Source organism: Streptomyces griseoruber, assembly GCF_001514205.1.
In the GTDB taxonomy this organism is placed as follows: Bacteria; Actinomycetota; Actinomycetes; order Streptomycetales; family Streptomycetaceae; genus Streptomyces; species Streptomyces griseoruber.
Window position 1 is genome coordinate 279166 of the sequence record NZ_KQ948775.1, and the last position, 17208, is coordinate 296373.

16 protein-coding genes and 2 pseudogenes are annotated in these 17208 nt (G+C 70.8%); 14 read left to right on the forward strand and 4 right to left on the reverse strand.

All coding sequences use genetic code 11. The features are described 5' to 3' along the window. The first annotated feature begins 225 nt into the window (after positions 1-225). The 10 genes from AQJ64_RS30230 (at position 226) to AQJ64_RS30275 (ending at position 8480) form a co-directional block, all read left to right on the forward strand. Positions 226-1173: a Rossmann-like and DUF2520 domain-containing protein gene (locus AQJ64_RS30230; RefSeq protein ID WP_055632803.1), complete on the forward strand. Its 948-nt coding sequence runs from the start codon at positions 226-228 to the stop codon at positions 1171-1173. Next, a complete protein-coding gene (panC, locus tag AQJ64_RS30235) occupies positions 1170-2180 on the forward strand; it encodes a pantoate--beta-alanine ligase (RefSeq protein ID WP_055632804.1) in 1011 nt (336 codons plus the stop codon). The genes AQJ64_RS30230 and panC overlap by 4 nt, the downstream gene beginning before the upstream one ends. Next, positions 2177-3892 (forward strand): L-aspartate oxidase, encoded by a 1716-nt coding sequence (locus AQJ64_RS30240; protein ID WP_055632805.1) that lies wholly within the window; start codon positions 2177-2179, stop codon positions 3890-3892. The genes panC and AQJ64_RS30240 overlap by 4 nt, the downstream gene beginning before the upstream one ends. A gap of 5 nt (positions 3893-3897) precedes the next feature. Further along, positions 3898-4884 (forward strand): carboxylating nicotinate-nucleotide diphosphorylase, encoded by a 987-nt coding sequence (gene nadC / locus AQJ64_RS30245; protein ID WP_055632806.1) that lies wholly within the window; start codon positions 3898-3900, stop codon positions 4882-4884. A gap of 16 nt (positions 4885-4900) precedes the next feature. Continuing rightward, on the forward strand, positions 4901-5698 hold the full coding sequence (locus AQJ64_RS30250) for a type III pantothenate kinase (RefSeq protein WP_055632808.1): 798 nt from the start codon (positions 4901-4903) through the stop codon (positions 5696-5698). 108 nt (positions 5699-5806) lie between these two features. Then, complete coding sequence (locus tag AQJ64_RS30255) at positions 5807-6508, forward strand: hypothetical protein (protein WP_059203162.1); 702 nt, start codon at positions 5807-5809, stop codon at positions 6506-6508. 83 nt (positions 6509-6591) lie between these two features. Continuing rightward, positions 6592-6771 (forward strand): hypothetical protein, encoded by a 180-nt coding sequence (locus tag AQJ64_RS30260; protein ID WP_055631917.1) that lies wholly within the window; start codon positions 6592-6594, stop codon positions 6769-6771. Positions 6772-6944: 173 nt separating this feature from the next. Then, a complete protein-coding gene (locus tag AQJ64_RS30265; RefSeq protein ID WP_055631916.1) occupies positions 6945-7352 on the forward strand; it encodes a BlaI/MecI/CopY family transcriptional regulator in 408 nt (135 codons plus the stop codon). A gap of 9 nt (positions 7353-7361) precedes the next feature. Then, a complete protein-coding gene (locus AQJ64_RS30270; RefSeq protein WP_055631915.1) occupies positions 7362-7919 on the forward strand; it encodes an amino-acid N-acetyltransferase in 558 nt (185 codons plus the stop codon). A 225-nt stretch (positions 7920-8144) separates the two neighbouring features. Further along, a complete protein-coding gene (locus tag AQJ64_RS30275; RefSeq protein ID WP_055631914.1) occupies positions 8145-8480 on the forward strand; it encodes a histone-like nucleoid-structuring protein Lsr2 in 336 nt (111 codons plus the stop codon). Here the strand turns inward: AQJ64_RS30275 and AQJ64_RS30280 are convergent. Beyond that, positions 8459-9100, reverse strand: a complete 642-nt coding sequence (locus AQJ64_RS30280; RefSeq protein ID WP_055631919.1) for an SCO3374 family protein — start codon at positions 9098-9100, stop codon at positions 8459-8461. The two genes, AQJ64_RS30275 and AQJ64_RS30280, sit on opposite strands and share 22 nt — an antisense overlap. A 430-nt stretch (positions 9101-9530) precedes the next feature. On the opposite strand from AQJ64_RS30280, the gene AQJ64_RS30285 reads away from it, so the two are divergent. Beyond that, positions 9531-12056 carry an ATP-dependent Clp protease ATP-binding subunit gene (locus tag AQJ64_RS30285; RefSeq protein WP_055631913.1) on the forward strand — a complete coding sequence of 842 codons (2526 nt, stop codon included), beginning with the start codon at positions 9531-9533 and terminating at the stop codon, positions 12054-12056. 115 nt (positions 12057-12171) lie between these two features. On the opposite strand, the pseudogene AQJ64_RS51200 reads toward AQJ64_RS30285, so the two are convergent. Both AQJ64_RS51200 and AQJ64_RS30295 read right to left on the reverse strand, forming a co-directional pair. Further along, a pseudogene (locus tag AQJ64_RS51200) lies at positions 12172-12657 on the reverse strand (NACHT N-terminal Helical domain 1-containing protein); the annotation flags it as partial. Between the two features lie 112 nt (positions 12658-12769). After that, positions 12770-13402 carry an HAD family acid phosphatase gene (locus AQJ64_RS30295; RefSeq protein ID WP_055631911.1) on the reverse strand — a complete coding sequence of 211 codons (633 nt, stop codon included), beginning with the start codon at positions 13400-13402 and terminating at the stop codon, positions 12770-12772. A 534-nt stretch (positions 13403-13936) separates the two neighbouring features. On the opposite strand from AQJ64_RS30295, the gene AQJ64_RS30300 reads away from it, so the two are divergent. Further along, positions 13937-14506 (forward strand): M23 family metallopeptidase, encoded by a 570-nt coding sequence (locus AQJ64_RS30300; RefSeq protein WP_055631910.1) that lies wholly within the window; start codon positions 13937-13939, stop codon positions 14504-14506. A gap of 13 nt (positions 14507-14519) precedes the next feature. On the opposite strand, the gene AQJ64_RS30305 is transcribed toward AQJ64_RS30300, so the two are convergent. Further along, positions 14520-15107, reverse strand: coding sequence for a TetR/AcrR family transcriptional regulator (locus AQJ64_RS30305; RefSeq protein WP_055631909.1), 588 nt, complete (start codon positions 15105-15107; stop codon positions 14520-14522). Between the two features lie 135 nt (positions 15108-15242). On the opposite strand from AQJ64_RS30305, the gene AQJ64_RS30310 reads away from it, so the two are divergent. Both AQJ64_RS30310 and AQJ64_RS30315 read left to right on the forward strand, forming a co-directional pair. Continuing rightward, positions 15243-16817, forward strand: a complete 1575-nt coding sequence (locus AQJ64_RS30310; RefSeq protein WP_055631908.1) for an MDR family MFS transporter — start codon at positions 15243-15245, stop codon at positions 16815-16817. A gap of 116 nt (positions 16818-16933) precedes the next feature. Next, positions 16934-17196: pseudogene (locus AQJ64_RS30315) on the forward strand (helix-turn-helix transcriptional regulator); the annotation flags it as partial. Positions 17197-17208: the final 12 nt, after the last annotated feature.

Sequence of the window (17208 nt, forward strand, 5' to 3'; positions counted from 1 at the left end):
GGAAACCCCCTGTTCGCCGTCCGTGCCGGCGCCGCCCCGCGTGCCCGCGGACCGGCCGCCGTACCGCTGCGCGCCCTCCCCGGGACGCCCGGGATCCGGGCCTCCACCGGCGGACGCCGAAGCCTCGCCACGAGACGACAGGGCCGCCCCGGACCCCAATCGCGTTAACATGACGAGAAATCGTCCGGTACCCCGCGCGGACTGGAACGGGAAGGCCGCCCTCGCGTGAGTGCATTTCAACAACCAGACCCCAGGGACCGCCCCGCGCGGCTCACCGTCGGCGTCGTCGGCGCCGGCCGCGTGGGACCCGCTCTGGCCGCGTCCCTCCAGCTCGCCGGACACCGCCCGGTGGCCGTCTCCGGAGTCTCCGACGCATCCCGGCGGCGGGCCGCGCTGCTGCTGCCCGACGTGCCGCTGATGCCGCCCGCCGAGGTCCTCCGGCACGCCGATCTGGTGCTGCTCACCGTCCCCGACGACACCCTGCCCGGCCTGGTGCAGGGCCTCGCCGAGACCGGTGCCGTACGGCCCGGGCAGCTCCTGGTGCACACCTCCGGCCGCTACGGCGCGAAGGTCCTCGAACCCGCCCTGCGCGCGGGCGCGCTGCCCCTGGCCCTGCACCCGGCGATGACGTTCACCGGCACGCCCGTGGACGTCCAGCGCCTCGCCGGCTGCTCCTTCGGCGTCACCGCCCCCGACGAGCTGCGGCTGGCCGCCGAGGCCCTCGTCATCGAGATGGGCGGCGAACCCGAGTGGATCGCCGAGGAGAACCGCCCGCTCTACCACGCGGCCCTCGCCCTGGGCGCCAACCACCTGGTCACCCTCGTCGCCCAGTCCATGGAGCTGCTGCGCGCGGCGGGCGTCGAGGCCCCCGACCGGATGCTCGGCCCGCTGCTCGGCGCCGCCCTCGACAACGCGCTGCGCTCCGGCGACGCCGCGCTCACCGGCCCCGTCGCCCGCGGGGACGCCGGCACGGTCGCCGCGCACGTCGCCGAGCTGCGCCGGCACGCCCCGCAGACTGTCGCCGGGTATCTGGCGATGGCCCGGGCGACCGCCGACCGCGCGCTCGCCCACGGACTGCTCAAGCCGGAACTGGCCGAGGACCTCCTCGGCGTCCTCGCGGGCCGGGCCGACGGCGCCCCGGGCAGCCCTGGCACCGAAGGAGACGCCGGATGACCCCCACCCTCCTGCGCACCGCCGCCGAACTGCACGCACGCGTGCGTGCAGGCCGCCGGGCCGTCGTGATGACGATGGGCGCCCTGCACGAGGGCCACGCCACCCTGATCCGCACCGCCCGCCGACTCGCCGGGCCGGACGGCGAGGTCGTCGTCACCGTCTTCGTCAACCCGCTCCAGTTCGGCCGGGGCGAGGACCTCGACCGCTATCCGCGCACCCTGGACGCCGACCTCAAGATCGCCGAGGAGGCGGGCGCGGACGCCGTGTTCGCCCCGGCCGTGGACGAGGTCTACCCCGGCGGCGAACCCCAGGTCCGGATCAGCGCCGGCCCGATGGGGGAGCGGCTGGAGGGCGCCTCCCGCCCCGGCCACTTCGACGGCGTGCTCACCGTCGTCGCCAAGCTGCTCCACCTCACCCGCCCCGACGTGGCGCTGTACGGCCAGAAGGACGCCCAGCAGCTCGCCCTGATCCGCCGTATGGTCCGCGACCTGAACTTCGGCATCGAGATCGTCGGCGTTCCCACCGTCCGCGAGGACGACGGGCTCGCCCTGTCCAGCCGCAACCGCTATCTCTCCGCGCCGGAGCGGCGCACCGCGCTCGCGCTGTCGGCGGCCCTGTTCGCCGGCCGTGACCGGCACGCCGCCCAGGAGGCGCTGCGGGCACGCGCGCGTGAGGTGCCCGCCACACACGCGCGTGCCGAGGCGCTCAGCGCCCTCGGGGAGTCCCGCGCGGCGGCCGACGCGCACGCCGTCGCCCAGGCCGCCCCCGGCGGCGCGGGCGCCGTCCTGGCCGCCGCCCGGCTCGTCCTCGACGAGGCCGCCCGGCTCGACCCGCCGCTGGAGCTGGACTACCTCGCCCTCGTCGACCCGTCCGACTTCACGGAGATCGGTGACCGCGAGGACGGCTTCACCGGCGAGGCCGTGCTCGCCGTCGCCGCCCGGGTCGGGACGACCCGGCTGATCGACAACCTCCCCCTCACCTTCGGAACCCTCGGAGCCGCCTTGTGACCAGCACAGGCATACGACTGCACGCGCCCGCCCCGGGTTGGTCGATCTCCGCCGACGTGGTGGTCGTCGGCTCCGGCGTGGCGGGGCTCACCGCGGCCCTGCGCTGCGAGGCCGCCGGTATGAACACCGTCGTCGTCACCAAGGCCCGGCTCGACGACGGTTCCACCCGCTGGGCGCAGGGCGGCATCGCCGCGGCCCTCGGCGAGGGCGACACCCCCGAGCAGCACCTGGACGACACCCTCGTCGCGGGCGCGGGCCTGTGCGACGAGGACGCCGTCCGGATCCTCGTCACCGAGGGCCCGGACGCCGTACGGCGGCTGATCGAGACCGGCGCGCACTTCGACGAGTCCGCCGAGGGCAACCTGGAACTCACCCGCGAGGGCGGCCACCACCGGCGCCGGATCGCCCACGCCGGCGGCGACGCGACCGGCGCGGAGATCTCCCGCGCGCTCGTCGAGGCCGCCCGCGCGCGGGGCGTACGGACCATCGAGAACGCGCTCGTCCTGGACCTGCTCACCGACGCCGACGGCCGTACGGCGGGCGTCAGCCTGCACGTCATGGGCGAGGGTCAGCACGACGGCGTGGGCGCCGTGCACGCCCCGGCGGTCGTCCTCGCCACCGGCGGCATGGGCCAGGTGTTCTCCGCGACCACCAACCCGTCCGTGTCGACGGGCGACGGCGTGGCGCTCGCGCTGCGGGCCGGCGCGGAGGTCAGCGACCTGGAGTTCGTGCAGTTCCACCCGACCGTGCTGTTCCTCGGCCCGGACGCGGAGGGCCAGCAGCCGCTGGTCTCCGAGGCCGTACGCGGCGAGGGCGCCCACCTGGTCGACGCGGACGGCGTGCGCTTCATGGTCGGGCAGCACGAGCTCGCCGAGCTGGCGCCCCGGGACATCGTCGCCAAGGGCATCATGCGCCGGATGCAGGAGCAGGACGCCGAGCACATGTTCCTCGACGCCCGCCACTTCGGCGCCGAGATGTGGGAGCACCGCTTCCCGACGATCCTCGCCGCCTGCCGTGCCCACGGCATCGACCCGGTCCACGAGCCCATCCCGATAGCCCCGGCGGCCCACTACGCCTCCGGCGGCGTGCGCACCGACTCCCGGGGCCGGACGACCGTCCCGGGCCTCTACGCGTGCGGCGAGGTCGCCTGCACCGGGGTGCACGGCGCGAACCGGCTCGCGTCCAACTCCCTCCTGGAGGGCCTGGTCTACGCCGAGCGGATCTCCGCCGACATCGCCGACAGCCAGGCCGGCGACGGCCTGCACGCGCGTGTGCCCGCCCCGGTGGAACACCCGGAGAGGCCCGCGCACCCGCTGCTCGGCGCCGAGGCCCGGTTCGCGATCCAGCGGATCATGACCGAGGGCGCCGGGGTGCTCCGCTCCGCAGAGTCCCTGGCCAAGGCCGCCGACCAGCTCCAGCGCCTGCACGCCGAGGCCCGCGACGCGCTGGACGAGAACGGCAAGACCGCCGAGCCCGGTGTCGACACCTGGGAGGCCACCAACCTCCTGTGCGTGGCCCGCGTCCTGGTCGCCGCCGCCGCGCTGCGCGAGGAGACGCGCGGCTGCCACTGGCGCGAGGACCACGCCGACCGCGACGACCCGGCATGGCGCCGCCACATCGTCGTACGGCTGAATCCGGACCGGTCCCTCGCCGTACACACCACCGATACCGCAGACTTCCCCCCGACCCGGCAGCACCAGCAGGAGCAGTGACACACGTGAGCACCGACGACCTCCCCCTCGCCCCGACCGGCGGCTGCGGCGACGGCTGCGCCTGCGGCGCAGAGGGCGACCTCGGCGACGAGGAATACCTGGAGTGCGGTCTCGACCCCGCGCTCGCCCAGCTCCTGGCCGAGGCCGGGCTCGACCCGGTCGAGGTCGAGGACATCGCCAACGTCGCCATCCAGGAGGACCTGGCGCACGGCGTGGACGTGACGACGGTCGCGACCATCCCCGAGGAGGCGGTGGCCACCGCCGACTTCACCGCGCGCGAGGCGGGCGTGGTCGCCGGCCTGCGGGTCGCCGAGGCGGTCGTCTCGGTGGTGTGCACCGACGAGTTCGAGGTCGAGCGGCACGTCGAGGACGGCGACCGGGTGGAGGCGGGCCAGAAGCTGCTGTCGGTGACGACCCGCACGCGCGACCTGCTGACCGCCGAGCGCAGCGCGCTGAACCTGCTGTGCCGGCTGTCCGGCATCGCGACCGCCACGCGCGCGTGGGCGGACACCCTGGAGGACACGAAGGCGCGGGTGCGGGACACCCGCAAGACCACGCCGGGCCTGCGCTCCCTGGAGAAGTTCGCGGTCCGCGCGGGCGGTGGCGTCAACCACCGCATGTCGCTGTCGGACGCGGCCCTCGTCAAGGACAACCACGTGGTCGCGGCGGGCGGCGTCGCCCAGGCCTTCACGGCCGTCCGGGAGGCCTTCCCGGACGTGCCGATCGAGGTCGAGGTCGACACCCTGCACCAGCTGCGCGAGGTCGTCGACGCGGGTGCCGACCTGATCCTGCTGGACAACTTCACCCCGGGCGAGTGCGCCGAGGCGGTGGGCATCGTCGGCGGACGGGCCCTGCTGGAGGCCTCGGGCCGGCTGACCCTGGAGAACGCCAAGGCCTACGCCGACACCGGCGTCGACTTCCTGGCCGTCGGCGCCCTCACCCACTCCTCGCCGATCCTGGACATCGGTCTGGATCTGCGGGACGCGGAGTAGGGAGCGGGTGCCGGTCATGCTGCTGACGATCGACGTGGGGAACACGCACACGGTGCTCGGCCTGTTCGACGGTGAGGACATCGTCGAGCACTGGCGGATCTCGACCGACTCCCGCCGTACGGCCGACGAACTCGCGGTCCTGCTGCAGGGCCTGATGGGCATGCACCCGCTGCTCGGCGTGGAGCTGGGCGAAGGCATCGACGGCATCGCGATCTGCGCGACCGTCCCCTCGGTGCTGCACGAACTGCGCGAGGTGACCCGCCGCTACTACGGCGACGTCCCCGCGGTCCTCGTCGAACCGGGCGTCAAGACCGGGGTGCCGATCCTCTTCGACAACCCCAAGGAGGTCGGCGCCGACCGCATCATCAACGCGGTCGCCGCGAACGAGCTCTACGGCGGTCCGGCGATCGTCGTCGACTTCGGCACCGCGACGACGTTCGACGCGGTCAGCGCGCGCGGCGAGTACGTCGGCGGGGTCATCGCCCCGGGCATCGAGATCTCGGTCGAGGCCCTCGGCGTCAAGGCGGCCCAGCTCCGGAAGATCGAGGTGGCCCGGCCGCGCAGCGTGATCGGCAAGAACACGGTCGAGGCGATGCAGTCCGGCATCGTCTACGGCTTCGCGGGCCAGGTCGACGGCGTGGTCACCCGGATGGCCCGCGAGCTGGCGGAGGACCCCGACGACGTCACCGTGATCGCGACGGGCGGCCTCGCGCCGATGGTCCTCGGCGAGTCGTCGGTGATCGACGAGCACGAGCCGTGGCTGACGCTGATCGGGCTGCGGCTGGTGTACGAGCGGAACGTCTCGCGAATGTGAGCGGCCAGGGGGCGGATTCGCGCGCGCCACACCCGCCCCCTATGTCGAATTTGTCCGATTAGCGCGTATCGTCGGCGCATGCCCACGCCATACGGATCCCGCGGCGGCATGGCGTTCGGCGCGGAGGAGCTGCGTGTGCTCCGCCGCGCCCTCGCCCTCGCCCTCCACCCCGGCCCCGCCAGCGACGAGGACGTCCAGGACTGTCATCGCCTAGCCGAGTCCCTCGACGAGGCGCTGTGCGAGGCCGCCCGGTTGCGGGCCTTCCTGGTGGCCGACCTCGGCCGGTACCGCGCCGCCCTGCCCGGCGCCGCCGTCGGCTACCTCACGCTCCTGGAGGAGGTCCTGGCCACGGGGCACCGGCCCGGCCCCGAGGACCTCGCCGCCCTGCGCGCCCTGCGCGGCGATCCGGCCGCCGCCGCCCTCCTGGCCCGCTGCCAGGTCCTCGCCGAACAGGACGTACGGGCCCGCCTGGCGCGCCGTACGCCCCGCCAGGCCTCCCCGGCCGTCCCGCTGGTCCCGGCGTCCCGTACGCGCCTTCTCGCCCTCCCGGGGGGCCGTTCCGCCGAAGCCGAGGGCGTCCTGACGGCCGCCGCCGACGATCCGCGCGAGGAACCCCGCAAGAAACCCGCCGAGAAACCCGCCGAGAGGCCCGCCGCGCCCGCTCCCGGCCCCGTGAAGCGGCCCGCCCCCGAGCCCGGCCGCCGCCCCGTCCCCACCCCGGGCGAGGTCTTCCCGCGCCGCCGGCCCACCCCTCCGCCGCCGCCCGCCGAGCCGGAGCAGCGGCAGCCGCGGAGACTGGCGGTCGGCTGAGGCGCACGCGCGTGTGCGGGGGGCGCGGCGCGTCGGGCCGACCCCGCCCCGGTGTCCCGTTCCCCCGTGGCTACCCTGGATCCATGGACTATGTCTCCGCGCTGGTGCCCCCCGTCGTCATGGCCGTGTTCTTCATCGGTGTGATCAGGGTGATCGTGAAGACCCAGGGGGGCGCCAACAAGGCCAAGGAGGACGCGGCCGTCGACGCCGCCCTCGCGCGCACGCAGAGCGCCGGTCGGACCCCCGCCGGTCCCGACGCCTGACCCCGCCGTCCCGCAGGGGAGGGGCGGCACCCCGGCGTACGGCTCCCCCGGAGTCGTACGCCCTTTTTGTGCCCGTCTGACATCGAAAGCGCACGTCCGGCACGCGATTGCCGAGATCTCCCACTATTGTGCTGAGAGTGCCTCGCCCATTGGGAGAACTCGAAGACGCGGTCATGACGCGGGTGTGGAAGTGGAACCGCCCGGTGACGGTTCGGGAAGTCCTGGAAGACCTTCAGCGGGAACGGTCCATCGCCTACACCACGGTGATGACCGTTTTGGACAATCTCCATCAGAAGGGCTGGGTGCGCCGCGAGGCCGAAGGCCGGGCCTATCGATATGAGGCGGTCTCCACCCGCGCCGCCTACGCCGCCGCCCTCATGAACGACGCCTGGGCGCAGAGCGACAACCCCGCCGCCGCCCTCGTCGCCTTCTTCGGGATGATGAGCGACGAACAGCGACAGGCGCTGCGCGACGCCGTACGCATCGTCCAAGGCCCCGAAACATCCGAAGCCGCATCTGCGGGCACCACCGGCACTGCCGGGGAGAACCCCGCCTCGGCATCCGGGGGCGGCGGGCGATAGCGTCCGCACATGTCCGCAGAGAGCCCCGCCGGCGAGAACCCCGAGAACCCCGAAGTCAGCGCTAAAGCCATCACCGTCCGGCGGGCCCGGACCGCCGATGTCCCCGCCGTACGCCGACTCCTTGACGCGTACGTCCGCGGCGGCATCCTCCTCGACAAAGCGACGGTGACCCTTTACGAGGACATCCAGGAGTTCTGGGTCGCCGAACGCGACGACAACGCCGAGGTCGTCGGCTGCGGCGCGCTGCACGTGATGTGGGAAGACCTCGCTGAAGTGCGCACTCTCGCGGTGAAGCCCGGCCTGAAGGGCTCCGGTGTGGGTCACCAGTTGTTGGAGAAGTTGCTGCACACCGCGCGCTGGCTGGGCGTTCGGCGCGTTTTCTGCCTGACCTTCGAAGTGGACTTCTTCGGCAAGCACGGCTTCGTGGAGATCGGTGAGACGCCGGTCGACACCGATGTCTACGCGGAGCTGATGCGTTCCTATGACGAGGGCGTAGCGGAGTTCCTCGGACTCGAACGAGTGAAACCGAACACCTTGGGCAACAGCCGGATGCTTCTGCATCTGTGATCGTGGCCCCCCATTCCGGCGGACCGGTCTTGACCGGTGCCCTATGTCCGAAACGCGCACGTTTCCGGGCGAGGGGCGGGCTGTCGGTCTCTCCCAGGGGTTTGTGTTTTTCCGGCAAAAGCGGTTTGCTTTCCGACGTACTGCAGTACTGCATATAACAGGGCGCGGCTAAACGGCGGACGCCGCGGACCCCCGTCCCTCACGTTATCGATGAAAGGAAATCCGGTGGCACAGAAGGTTCAGGTCCTTCTTGTCGACGACCTCGACGGCGGCGAGGCTGACGAGACCGTGACGTTCGCGCTGGACGGCAAGACCTACGAGATCGACCTCACGACCGCCAATGCGGACAAGCTGCGCGGGCTTCTCGAGGCCTATGTGAAGGGTGGCCGTCGTACCGGAGGCCGCGCCTCGGGCGGGCGTGGAAAGGCGCGTGCCGCTTCCGGCAGCAGCCAGGACACCGCTCAGATCCGCGCGTGGGCGAAGGAGAACGGTTTCGAGGTCAACGACCGTGGCCGTGTTCCGGCGACCATTCGCGAGGCTTACGAGAAGGCCAACGGCTGAGCGGCGAGCCGACCCAGCCGGACACGGTGACAGTGCGCTGCCAGCGTGTCCACCAACCGCACCAGATCGGGGGCGTCCTTCGCGCCCCCCGGCGCCGACACCGTCGGCAGCGAGGCCTCGACCTCGCACCCCGCCACGGGGGGCCGCAGCCAGACGGCGGCCCCCTGCACCGGCGTATGACGCCGGCAGCCCGGGACGAGCCACGGCGGCATCGGCGCTTCCATGAGGGAGCCCTCGCCGATCGCCGTCAGATCCAGCGGCACCGCGCCCCACTCCAGCCACTGGAGGATCCCCGGCAGTTCCTCGGCGCTCCCGGCGGCCACCAGGAGCCGCATCCGGCAGCCCTCGCCCGCCGTCCCGACCGTCCCGCCCGTTCCGCCGTGCACGGCCACCGGGAAGCCCGGTGCCCCGCGCCCGAGCGCCGCGCGGCCGGCCTCCGCGGGGACCTCCAGGACGTCGAAGCGCTCGCCCACCGAAAGTCGTACCGGCTCCCCGGGCACCGTCGCCCACCCCAGTTCGTTCTCGTACCAACCGCGGACCGGCCCGCCCGGGCGGGCGCCCGCAGGAGCGGTGTCCGCGGGGTCGAGCGGCCGACGGGGCGGAGGGACGGAGCGGACCATGCCGAGTAGAACCATCCGAAGAGCCCCGGAGTTACGCTGGGTTCCTTCACGGTCGCGCACAGTGGCGAACGGCGGTGCGCGCAAGGGGCTCGGGAGGCGCAAGGTTGTTCGCCCGTAGCGGAGGGAAAGGGCGCACACGGCATGGACTGTCCGTCGCGGCGGGTAAGACTTCCCTAGTGGGAGGGGGCGACACGCAGGAAAGGGCGTCTCACGTTCGCCATCGGCGTACTGATGGTGAGGGTAACTGCCTGGCCTGCGGGAACATCGTCTCGCACCATCGGGTTGGAGCAGATGTCGGCGTTCGGGGTCAGGAGGCCATCGACGGTGTCGGCAGTTGGAATGAGCGGTCCCTGCTTGCGGGACTAAGCTGCGGTAGGACAGGGAGGGGAAGTTCCCCCCACTGCCTGACCGCTCTGAGGAGCGATTAACGATGTTCGAGAGGTTCACCGACCGCGCGCGGCGGGTTGTCGTCCTGGCTCAGGAAGAAGCCCGGATGCTCAACCACAACTACATCGGCACCGAGCACATCCTCCTGGGCCTGATCCACGAGGGTGAGGGTGTCGCCGCCAAGGCCCTTGAGAGCCTCGGGATTTCGCTCGAGGCGGTCCGCCAGCAGGTGGAGGAGATCATCGGGCAGGGGCAGCAGGCCCCGTCCGGGCACATCCCCTTCACCCCCCGTGCCAAGAAGGTCCTGGAGCTGTCGCTCCGCGAGGCCCTTCAGCTGGGCCACAACTACATCGGCACGGAGCACATCCTGCTCGGCCTGATCCGCGAGGGCGAGGGCGTCGCCGCCCAGGTCCTCGTCAAGCTGGGCGCTGATCTCAACCGGGTGCGGCAGCAGGTCATCCAGCTGCTCTCCGGCTACCAGGGCAAGGAGACCGCCACCGCCGGCGGGCCTGCCGAGGGCACCCCCTCGACGTCCCTGGTCCTCGACCAGTTCGGCCGGAACCTCACCCAGGCCGCTCGTGAGTCCAAGCTCGACCCGGTCATCGGGCGCGAGAAGGAGATCGAGCGGGTCATGCAGGTGCTGTCCCGCCGTACCAAGAACAACCCGGTCCTGATCGGTGAGCCCGGCGTCGGCAAGACCGCCGTCGTCGAGGGCCTCGCCCAGGCCATCGTCAAGGGCGAGGTGCCCGAGACCCTCAAGGACAAGCACCTCTACACCCTCGACCTCGGCGCGCTGGTCGCCGGCTCCCGCTACCGCGGTGACTTCGAGGAGCGCCTGAAGAAGGTGCTCAAGGAGATCCGCACCCGCGGCGACATCATCCTGTTCATCGACGAGCTCCACACGCTGGTCGGTGCGGGTGCCGCCGAGGGCGCGATCGACGCGGCCTCCATCCTGAAGCCGATGCTGGCCCGCGGTGAGCTCCAGACCATCGGTGCCACCACGCTCGACGAGTACCGCAAGCACCTGGAGAAGGACGCGGCCCTCGAGCGCCGCTTCCAGCCCATCCAGGTCGCGGAGCCGTCCCTGCCGCACACGATCGAGATCCTCAAGGGTCTCCGTGACCGGTACGAGGCGCACCACCGCGTCTCCATCACCGACGAGGCGCTGGTCCAGGCCGCCACCCTGGCCGACCGGTACATCTCGGACCGCTTCCTGCCGGACAAGGCGATCGACCTGATCGACGAGGCCGGTTCCCGGATGCGCATCCGCCGGATGACCGCTCCGCCGGACCTGCGCGAGTTCGACGAGAAGATCGCCGGCGTCCGCCGCGACAAGGAGTCCGCGATCGACTCGCAGGACTTCGAGAAGGCCGCCTCCCTGCGCGACAAGGAGAAGCAGCTCCTCGCCGCCAAGGCGAAGCGCGAGAAGGAGTGGAAGGCCGGCGACATGGACGTCGTCGCCGAGGTCGACGGCGAGCTGATCGCCGAGGTCCTCGCCACGGCCACCGGCATCCCGGTCTTCAAGCTCACGGAGGAGGAGTCGTCCCGCCTGCTGCGCATGGAGGACGAGCTCCACAAGCGGGTCATCGGCCAGGTCGACGCCGTCAAGGCGCTGTCCAAGGCGATCCGCCGTACCCGCGCCGGGCTCAAGGACCCGAAGCGTCCGGGTGGCTCGTTCATCTTCGCCGGCCCGTCCGGTGTCGGTAAGACGGAGCTGTCCAAGGCGCTCGCCGAGTTCCTCTTCGGCGACGAGGACGCGCTGATCTCCCTCGACATGTCGGAGTTCAGCGAGAAGCACACGGTCTCGCGGCTCTTCGGCTCCCCGCCCGGATACGTGGGCTACGAGGAGGGCGGCCAGCTGACCGAGAAGGTCCGCCGCAAGCCGTTCTCCGTCGTCCTCTTCGACGAGGTCGAGAAGGCCCACCCGGACATCTTCAACAGCCTGCTGCAGATCCTGGAGGACGGTCGCCTGACCGACTCCCAGGGCCGGGTCGTGGACTTCAAGAACACGGTCATCATCATGACGACCAACCTCGGCACCCGGGACATCTCCAAGGGCTTCAACCTGGGCTTCGCGGCCTCGGGCGACTCGAAGAGCAACTACGAGCGCATGAAGAACAAGGTGTCGGACGAGCTCAAGCAGCACTTCCGCCCCGAGTTCCTCAACCGTGTCGACGACGTGGTCGTCTTCCCGCAGCTCACGCAGGAGGACATCCTGCGGATCGTCGACCTGATGATCGGCAAGGTGGACGAGCGCCTGAAGGACCGGGACATGGGCATCGAGCTCTCCCAGTCCGCCAAGGAGCTGCTGTCCAAGAAGGGCTACGACCCGGTGCTGGGCGCGCGTCCGCTGCGTCGCACGATCCAGCGCGAGATCGAGGACACGCTCTCCGAGAAGATCCTCTTCGGCGAGCTGCGTCCCGGTCACATCGTGGTCGTGGACACCGAGGGCGAGGGTGAGACCAAGACCTTCACCTTCCGCGGCGAGGAGAAGTCGGCCCTGCCCGACGTCCCGCCGATCGAGCAGGCGGCCGGCGGCGCCGGCCCGAACCTGAGCAAGGACGCGTAAGCGTCAGCGCCTCACGGCGATGAAGGGCCGCCACAGAACTCCGGTTCCGTGGCGGCCCTTCCGCGTGGCCGGGTTCAGCCACGGTCGTCCGTGATCCGCGCGCCCGGAACCAACTCGTCGAGCGCCGGGTGAAGAACTCCAGGATCTGGAGGCAGGACCATTCGGTCGCCGAGTCCAGGAAGTAGCGGGCGTCCGTGGACAGGCCCTCGGTCTTCGGGGCGGCGGAGCACAGACGCGCGGCCGGCTCGCGGTGCCCCAGCCGTACGGCTTGGACGTCGTCCATGTCCAGGTCGCCCAGGTCGCCCAGGTCGCCCAGGGCGGGCAGGCGAGCACCCGGCGCGTGGGCCTCGGCCGGTCCCTCGGCCACGGGGAAGGGCGGCTCCCCCGGGGAGGCCAGTGCCTCGCCGACCGGATGTGCCGCGAGCCTGCCCACGTCCTTCTCGCCCAGGCTGCGCTTCTCGCCCCTGAACGAGACGAGATCCTTCAGGCGTACCGGCCTGTCGACCAGTCCGGCACCGGGTGCCTCGGGGGTGAACAGCTTTCCCAGCAAGGGCGTGACCACTGCCGACGCCAGTCGTCCGCCGAGTACCGTCGGCTCCACCCGCCACCTCCGTCGTCGTCTGCGAACGGTGTGCTCGGGTGGAGCCTTGCCCTGCTCCCCGGACGGTGATCGGGGCTCCCGGCGCCCTGGCCGGGCGCCTACCGGGGCAGCGTCAGGAGAGCTGGCCGTCGTAGTCCGGCAGCTTGTACGTCTTCTCCGCGTGGCCGCCCGACAGGTCGGTGGCGCTGTTGCCGATGTTCGCGATGATCGTGTAGCCCTTGTTCTCGATGTCGACGCGCTGGGCGGTCTTGTAGGCGGCGACGTCCTTGAAGAGGTCGAGCAGGCCGCGGGCGTAGAGCCCGGAGACCTTGTAGCCGACGTACTTGAGGTTGTAGTCGGTGAACGAGTAGATGATGCCCGGGCGGGCGGTGACGAAGAACAGCGAGACGCCGTGGTCCTGGGCGTACTTGGCGACGTCGAGGACCGGCTTGTTGGCCGGCTGCGGGTAGCTGAAGCCGAAGTCGGTCTCCAGCGTCGTGTTGTCGATGTCGAAGACGATCGCCTGCTTCTCGCCGGTCCTGGCGGCGGCGATGCGCTGCTTCAGATAGGGCAGGGCCTCGTTCATCACCGACTGGCAGTCGGCCTGCCAGGTGGTGTAGTCGACGTCCTCCGCGGCGGCGGTGGCGACGGTGGAGGTACTGGTGGCCGTAGCGGCCTGGGCGCCCGCCGGGACGGCCATGGCGGTGACGGCGGCCGTCGCCACGGCCGTCATGGCTATGCGGCGCTTCCAGGTGCCTGTGGTCATGTGGGGTCCTCTCGCGTCCTGGCCTGCCTGTGTCGTGGGCATGCTGCGCTGTGGGGATGGCCTGGGGGGAACCAGCGGGTTACCGGGGGAAACCTGCGGGTTACTGGACGGTAAGGGTCGGTGAGACTCCGCTCACAGACCCGTGCACGGTTCGTGACGGGGGTCACAAGTCCCCCAGGGGCCAGGCGAGTAGCCCCCGTCACATCCCGAAGTCCCTTGCGGCGGGCGGCCGGTGACAAGCGGCACAGGTCATCGGCGGGCTACTAGCGGGGATAGTGGCAGCGCGAAAATGGGCAAAAGGGACATAGGTATTGAACCCCCCGGGGGGTTCCCGGGCCTCCGGCATGGATCGCCGTCAAATGGGGCGTCCCGGGCCATCTGTCAAGAAGTCGGAAGTTTTGGGGTGAAGTACTAGCTTCCGTCGTACGTCACACGTTTGGGGGTCCATCGCCCTCGGGGTTACCAAGGGATGGCCCACCCGGCAGGCGTTCCTGCGCCGGGTGGTCTTCCTGTCCCCGAACCCACGAGGTCTTCATGTTCCAGCGCGTCACGTCCCGTTCTTCCCGTACGTCCCTGCTCCGCACCCGCGTGGCCGTCGGGGCCGCCGCCCTGGGTGCCACGGCCGTGCTGGGAACCGGGGTGGCGTCCGCCGCCGTGCCCGCCGCCAAGACGGCCGTCTCCGCCAACGCCTGGGTCAAGCCGGTGGCGCACTACACCAAGTCCGCGACCTTCCACCAGGCCGGTGCCATGTGGCAGTCCACCCACAGCGGCCAGGACTTCGCCGTGCCGAGCGGCACCAAGGTGGTCGCCGCCCACGGCGGCACCGTGGTCAAGGCCGGCGGCAACGGCGCCGGTGACGGCCCCGCCTACGGCAACGCCATCGTCGTCAAGCACGGCAACGGGACCTACTCGCAGTACGCCCACCTGTCGCACATCGACGTGAAGGTCGGCCAGATAGTCAAGACCGGCCAGCGCATCGCCCTGTCCGGCAACACCGGCAACTCCAGCGGTCCCCACCTGCACTTCGAGATCCGCAAGACCGCCAACTACGGCTCCGCGATCGACCCGGTCGCCTTCCTGCGCGCCCACGGTCTGACCGTCTGACGGTGACGGGTGATCAGGCGCCCTGATGCGCCTGGGTCACGAGATCGACGGCGACCTCGAGGACGGCTGCGCGCTTGTCCTCCGGGTCGCCTTCGAGGTCCTGGAGGAAGAACATCCCGGCGTGCAGCGTGAAGATCGCGCTCACGCAGCGGACCTGGTCGGTGAGCGGGGCGTCCGGGTCGATGATGATGTCCCGCAGCGCACGCATGCGGTCCTTGAACGAGTCGCCGATCTGCAGCTCCCGTACCGTCGCCTGGTTCTCCTGCATGAAGCGGAAGAGCGGGGTCGCCTCGGCCAGGGCCCGGCTGTAGCGCCGTACGAGTTCGTGCTTGGTCTCCAGTGTGTGCGGCTGGCCCGCGCCCCACTCGATCAGGTCTTCGATCGGTTTCGTCAGATCCGTGAAGATGCTGACGATGATCTCTTCCTTGGTCTTGAAGTGGTAGTACAGGGCCGCCTTGGTGACCTCCAGCCGCTCCGCGATCTCGCGGAGCGAGGTCTTCTCGTAGCCCTGCTCGGCGAAGAGTTCGAGCGCGACGTCCTGGATGCGCTGGCGGGTGTTGCCGCGGCGCTGTCGCTTGGTCCCGTCCATGGTGCCGTCCATCCTCGTACTCCTCGCGCTCCCACGGAAACTTACTTGACGACCGGCTAGTGACAGGTCTACTTTCCTCAGTGTAGTGAACTAGCCGGGCGGCAAGTAAGTGGGCGGCCCGAAGCAGTGCCCAGGGGAGTGGAATCAATGGCGGACACCCAGACGGTCGAGACCGAACCGGAGAAACAACCGAAGAGCGTGCGGGTCGTCCTGCTTGCGCTGATGATCACGATGATGCTCGCGATGCTCGACAACATGATCGTCGGCACCGCGATGCCGACGATCGTCGGCGAACTCGGAGGTCTGGAACACCTCTCCTGGGTCGTGACCGCCTACACCCTCGCGACCGCCGCGGCCACCCCGATCTGGGGCAAGCTCGGTGACATGTACGGGCGCAAGGGCGCCTTCATGACCTCGATCGTGATCTTCCTGATCGGCTCCGCGCTCAGCGGCATGGCCCAGAACATGGGCGAGCTCATCGGCTTCCGCGCCGTGCAGGGCCTCGGTGCCGGTGGTCTGATGGTCGGCGTCATGGCGATCATCGGCGACCTGATCCCGCCCCGCGAGCGCGGCAAGTACCAGGGCATGATGGCCGGCGTCATGGCGCTCGCGATGATCGGCGGCCCGCTCGTCGGCGGCACCATCACCGACAACTGGGGCTGGCGCTGGTCCTTCTACATCAACCTGCCGCTCGGCGTGATCGCCCTCGCCGCGATCAGCGCCGTCCTGCACCTGCCGAAGAAGCGGGCCAAGGCGGGCATCGACTACCTTGGTGTCGTGCTGCTGACCGTGGGCATCACCTCGATCGTCCTCGTCACCACCTGGGGCGGCACGGAGTACGCCTGGACCTCCGCGCGGATCATGGAACTGATCGGGATCGGCGTCGCCTCCCTCATCGGGTTCGTGTTCTGGCAGACCAGGGCCGCCGAGCCGATCGTGCCGCTGCACATCTTCCGCAGCCGCAACTTCACGCTGATGTCCCTCATCGGCTTCATCACCGGCTTCGTGATGTTCGGCGCGACTCTGTTCCTGCCGCTCTACCAGCAGTCGGTGCAGGGCGCCTCCGCCACCAACTCCGGTCTGCTGCTCCTGCCGATGCTCGGCGCGATGCTGGTGACCTCCATGGTCGCGGGCCGCATCACCACCAGCACCGGCAAGTACAAGGTCTTCCCCGTCGTCGGCAGCGTCCTGATGGTCATCGGCCTCTACCTGCTGTCCACGATGGACACCGGCACCTCCCGCCTCACCTCCGGCGTCTTCATGGCCGTCGTCGGTCTGGGCATGGGCTGCCTGATGCAGATCACCATGCTGGTCGCGCAGAACAGCGTGGAGATGAAGGACATGGGCGTCGCCTCCTCCTCCACCACCCTGTTCCGTACGCTCGGCTCGTCCTTCGGTGTCGCGATCATGGGCGCGCTGTTCAACCACCGCGTCCAGGACGTCATGGCCGAGCGGGCCGGCGCCCTGGGCTCGAAGATCACCGAGCAGTCCGCGCAGCTGGACGCCGCCAGCCTGGCCAAGCTGCCGGCCGCGGCCCGAGAGGCCTACCAGCACGCGGTGTCCGCCGGTACCCACTCGGCGTTCCTGCTGGGCTCGATCGTCGCGGTGGCCGCACTGATCGCCGCCGTGTTCGTCAAGGAGGTTCCGCTCAAGGGAGCGGGGCCGCAGAAGGCGGACGAGGAGCCGACGACGGTGGCTCCGCCGGTCGTCGAGGCAGTCTGAACAGAACTTCCGACGACGGCCCCCGGGTGTCCGCCCCGGGGGCCGTCGCCTTTGCCCTACCGCCCGGGTGCCGGGGTACCGGGGTACCGGGGGTGCCGGGCTGTTCTGCTGAGCCCATGGACAAGACGCGGCAGCTGCGGCTGGCCAAGGACGCCATGGACCGTGACTGGGCCGATCCCGAGCTCGACCTGGACGCCGTGGCCGCGCACGCCGGGTACTCCCGCCACCCCTTCGTACGGGCCTTCAAGGCGGCGTACGGCGAGACCCGGGCCAGTACCTCACCCACCGCCGGATCGAGCGCGCCGAGGAGATGCTCCGCAGCGCCGATCTGAGCGTCACCGAGATCCGCCTGCTGGTCGGCTTCAGCAGCCTCGGCACGTCCGACGGCGGT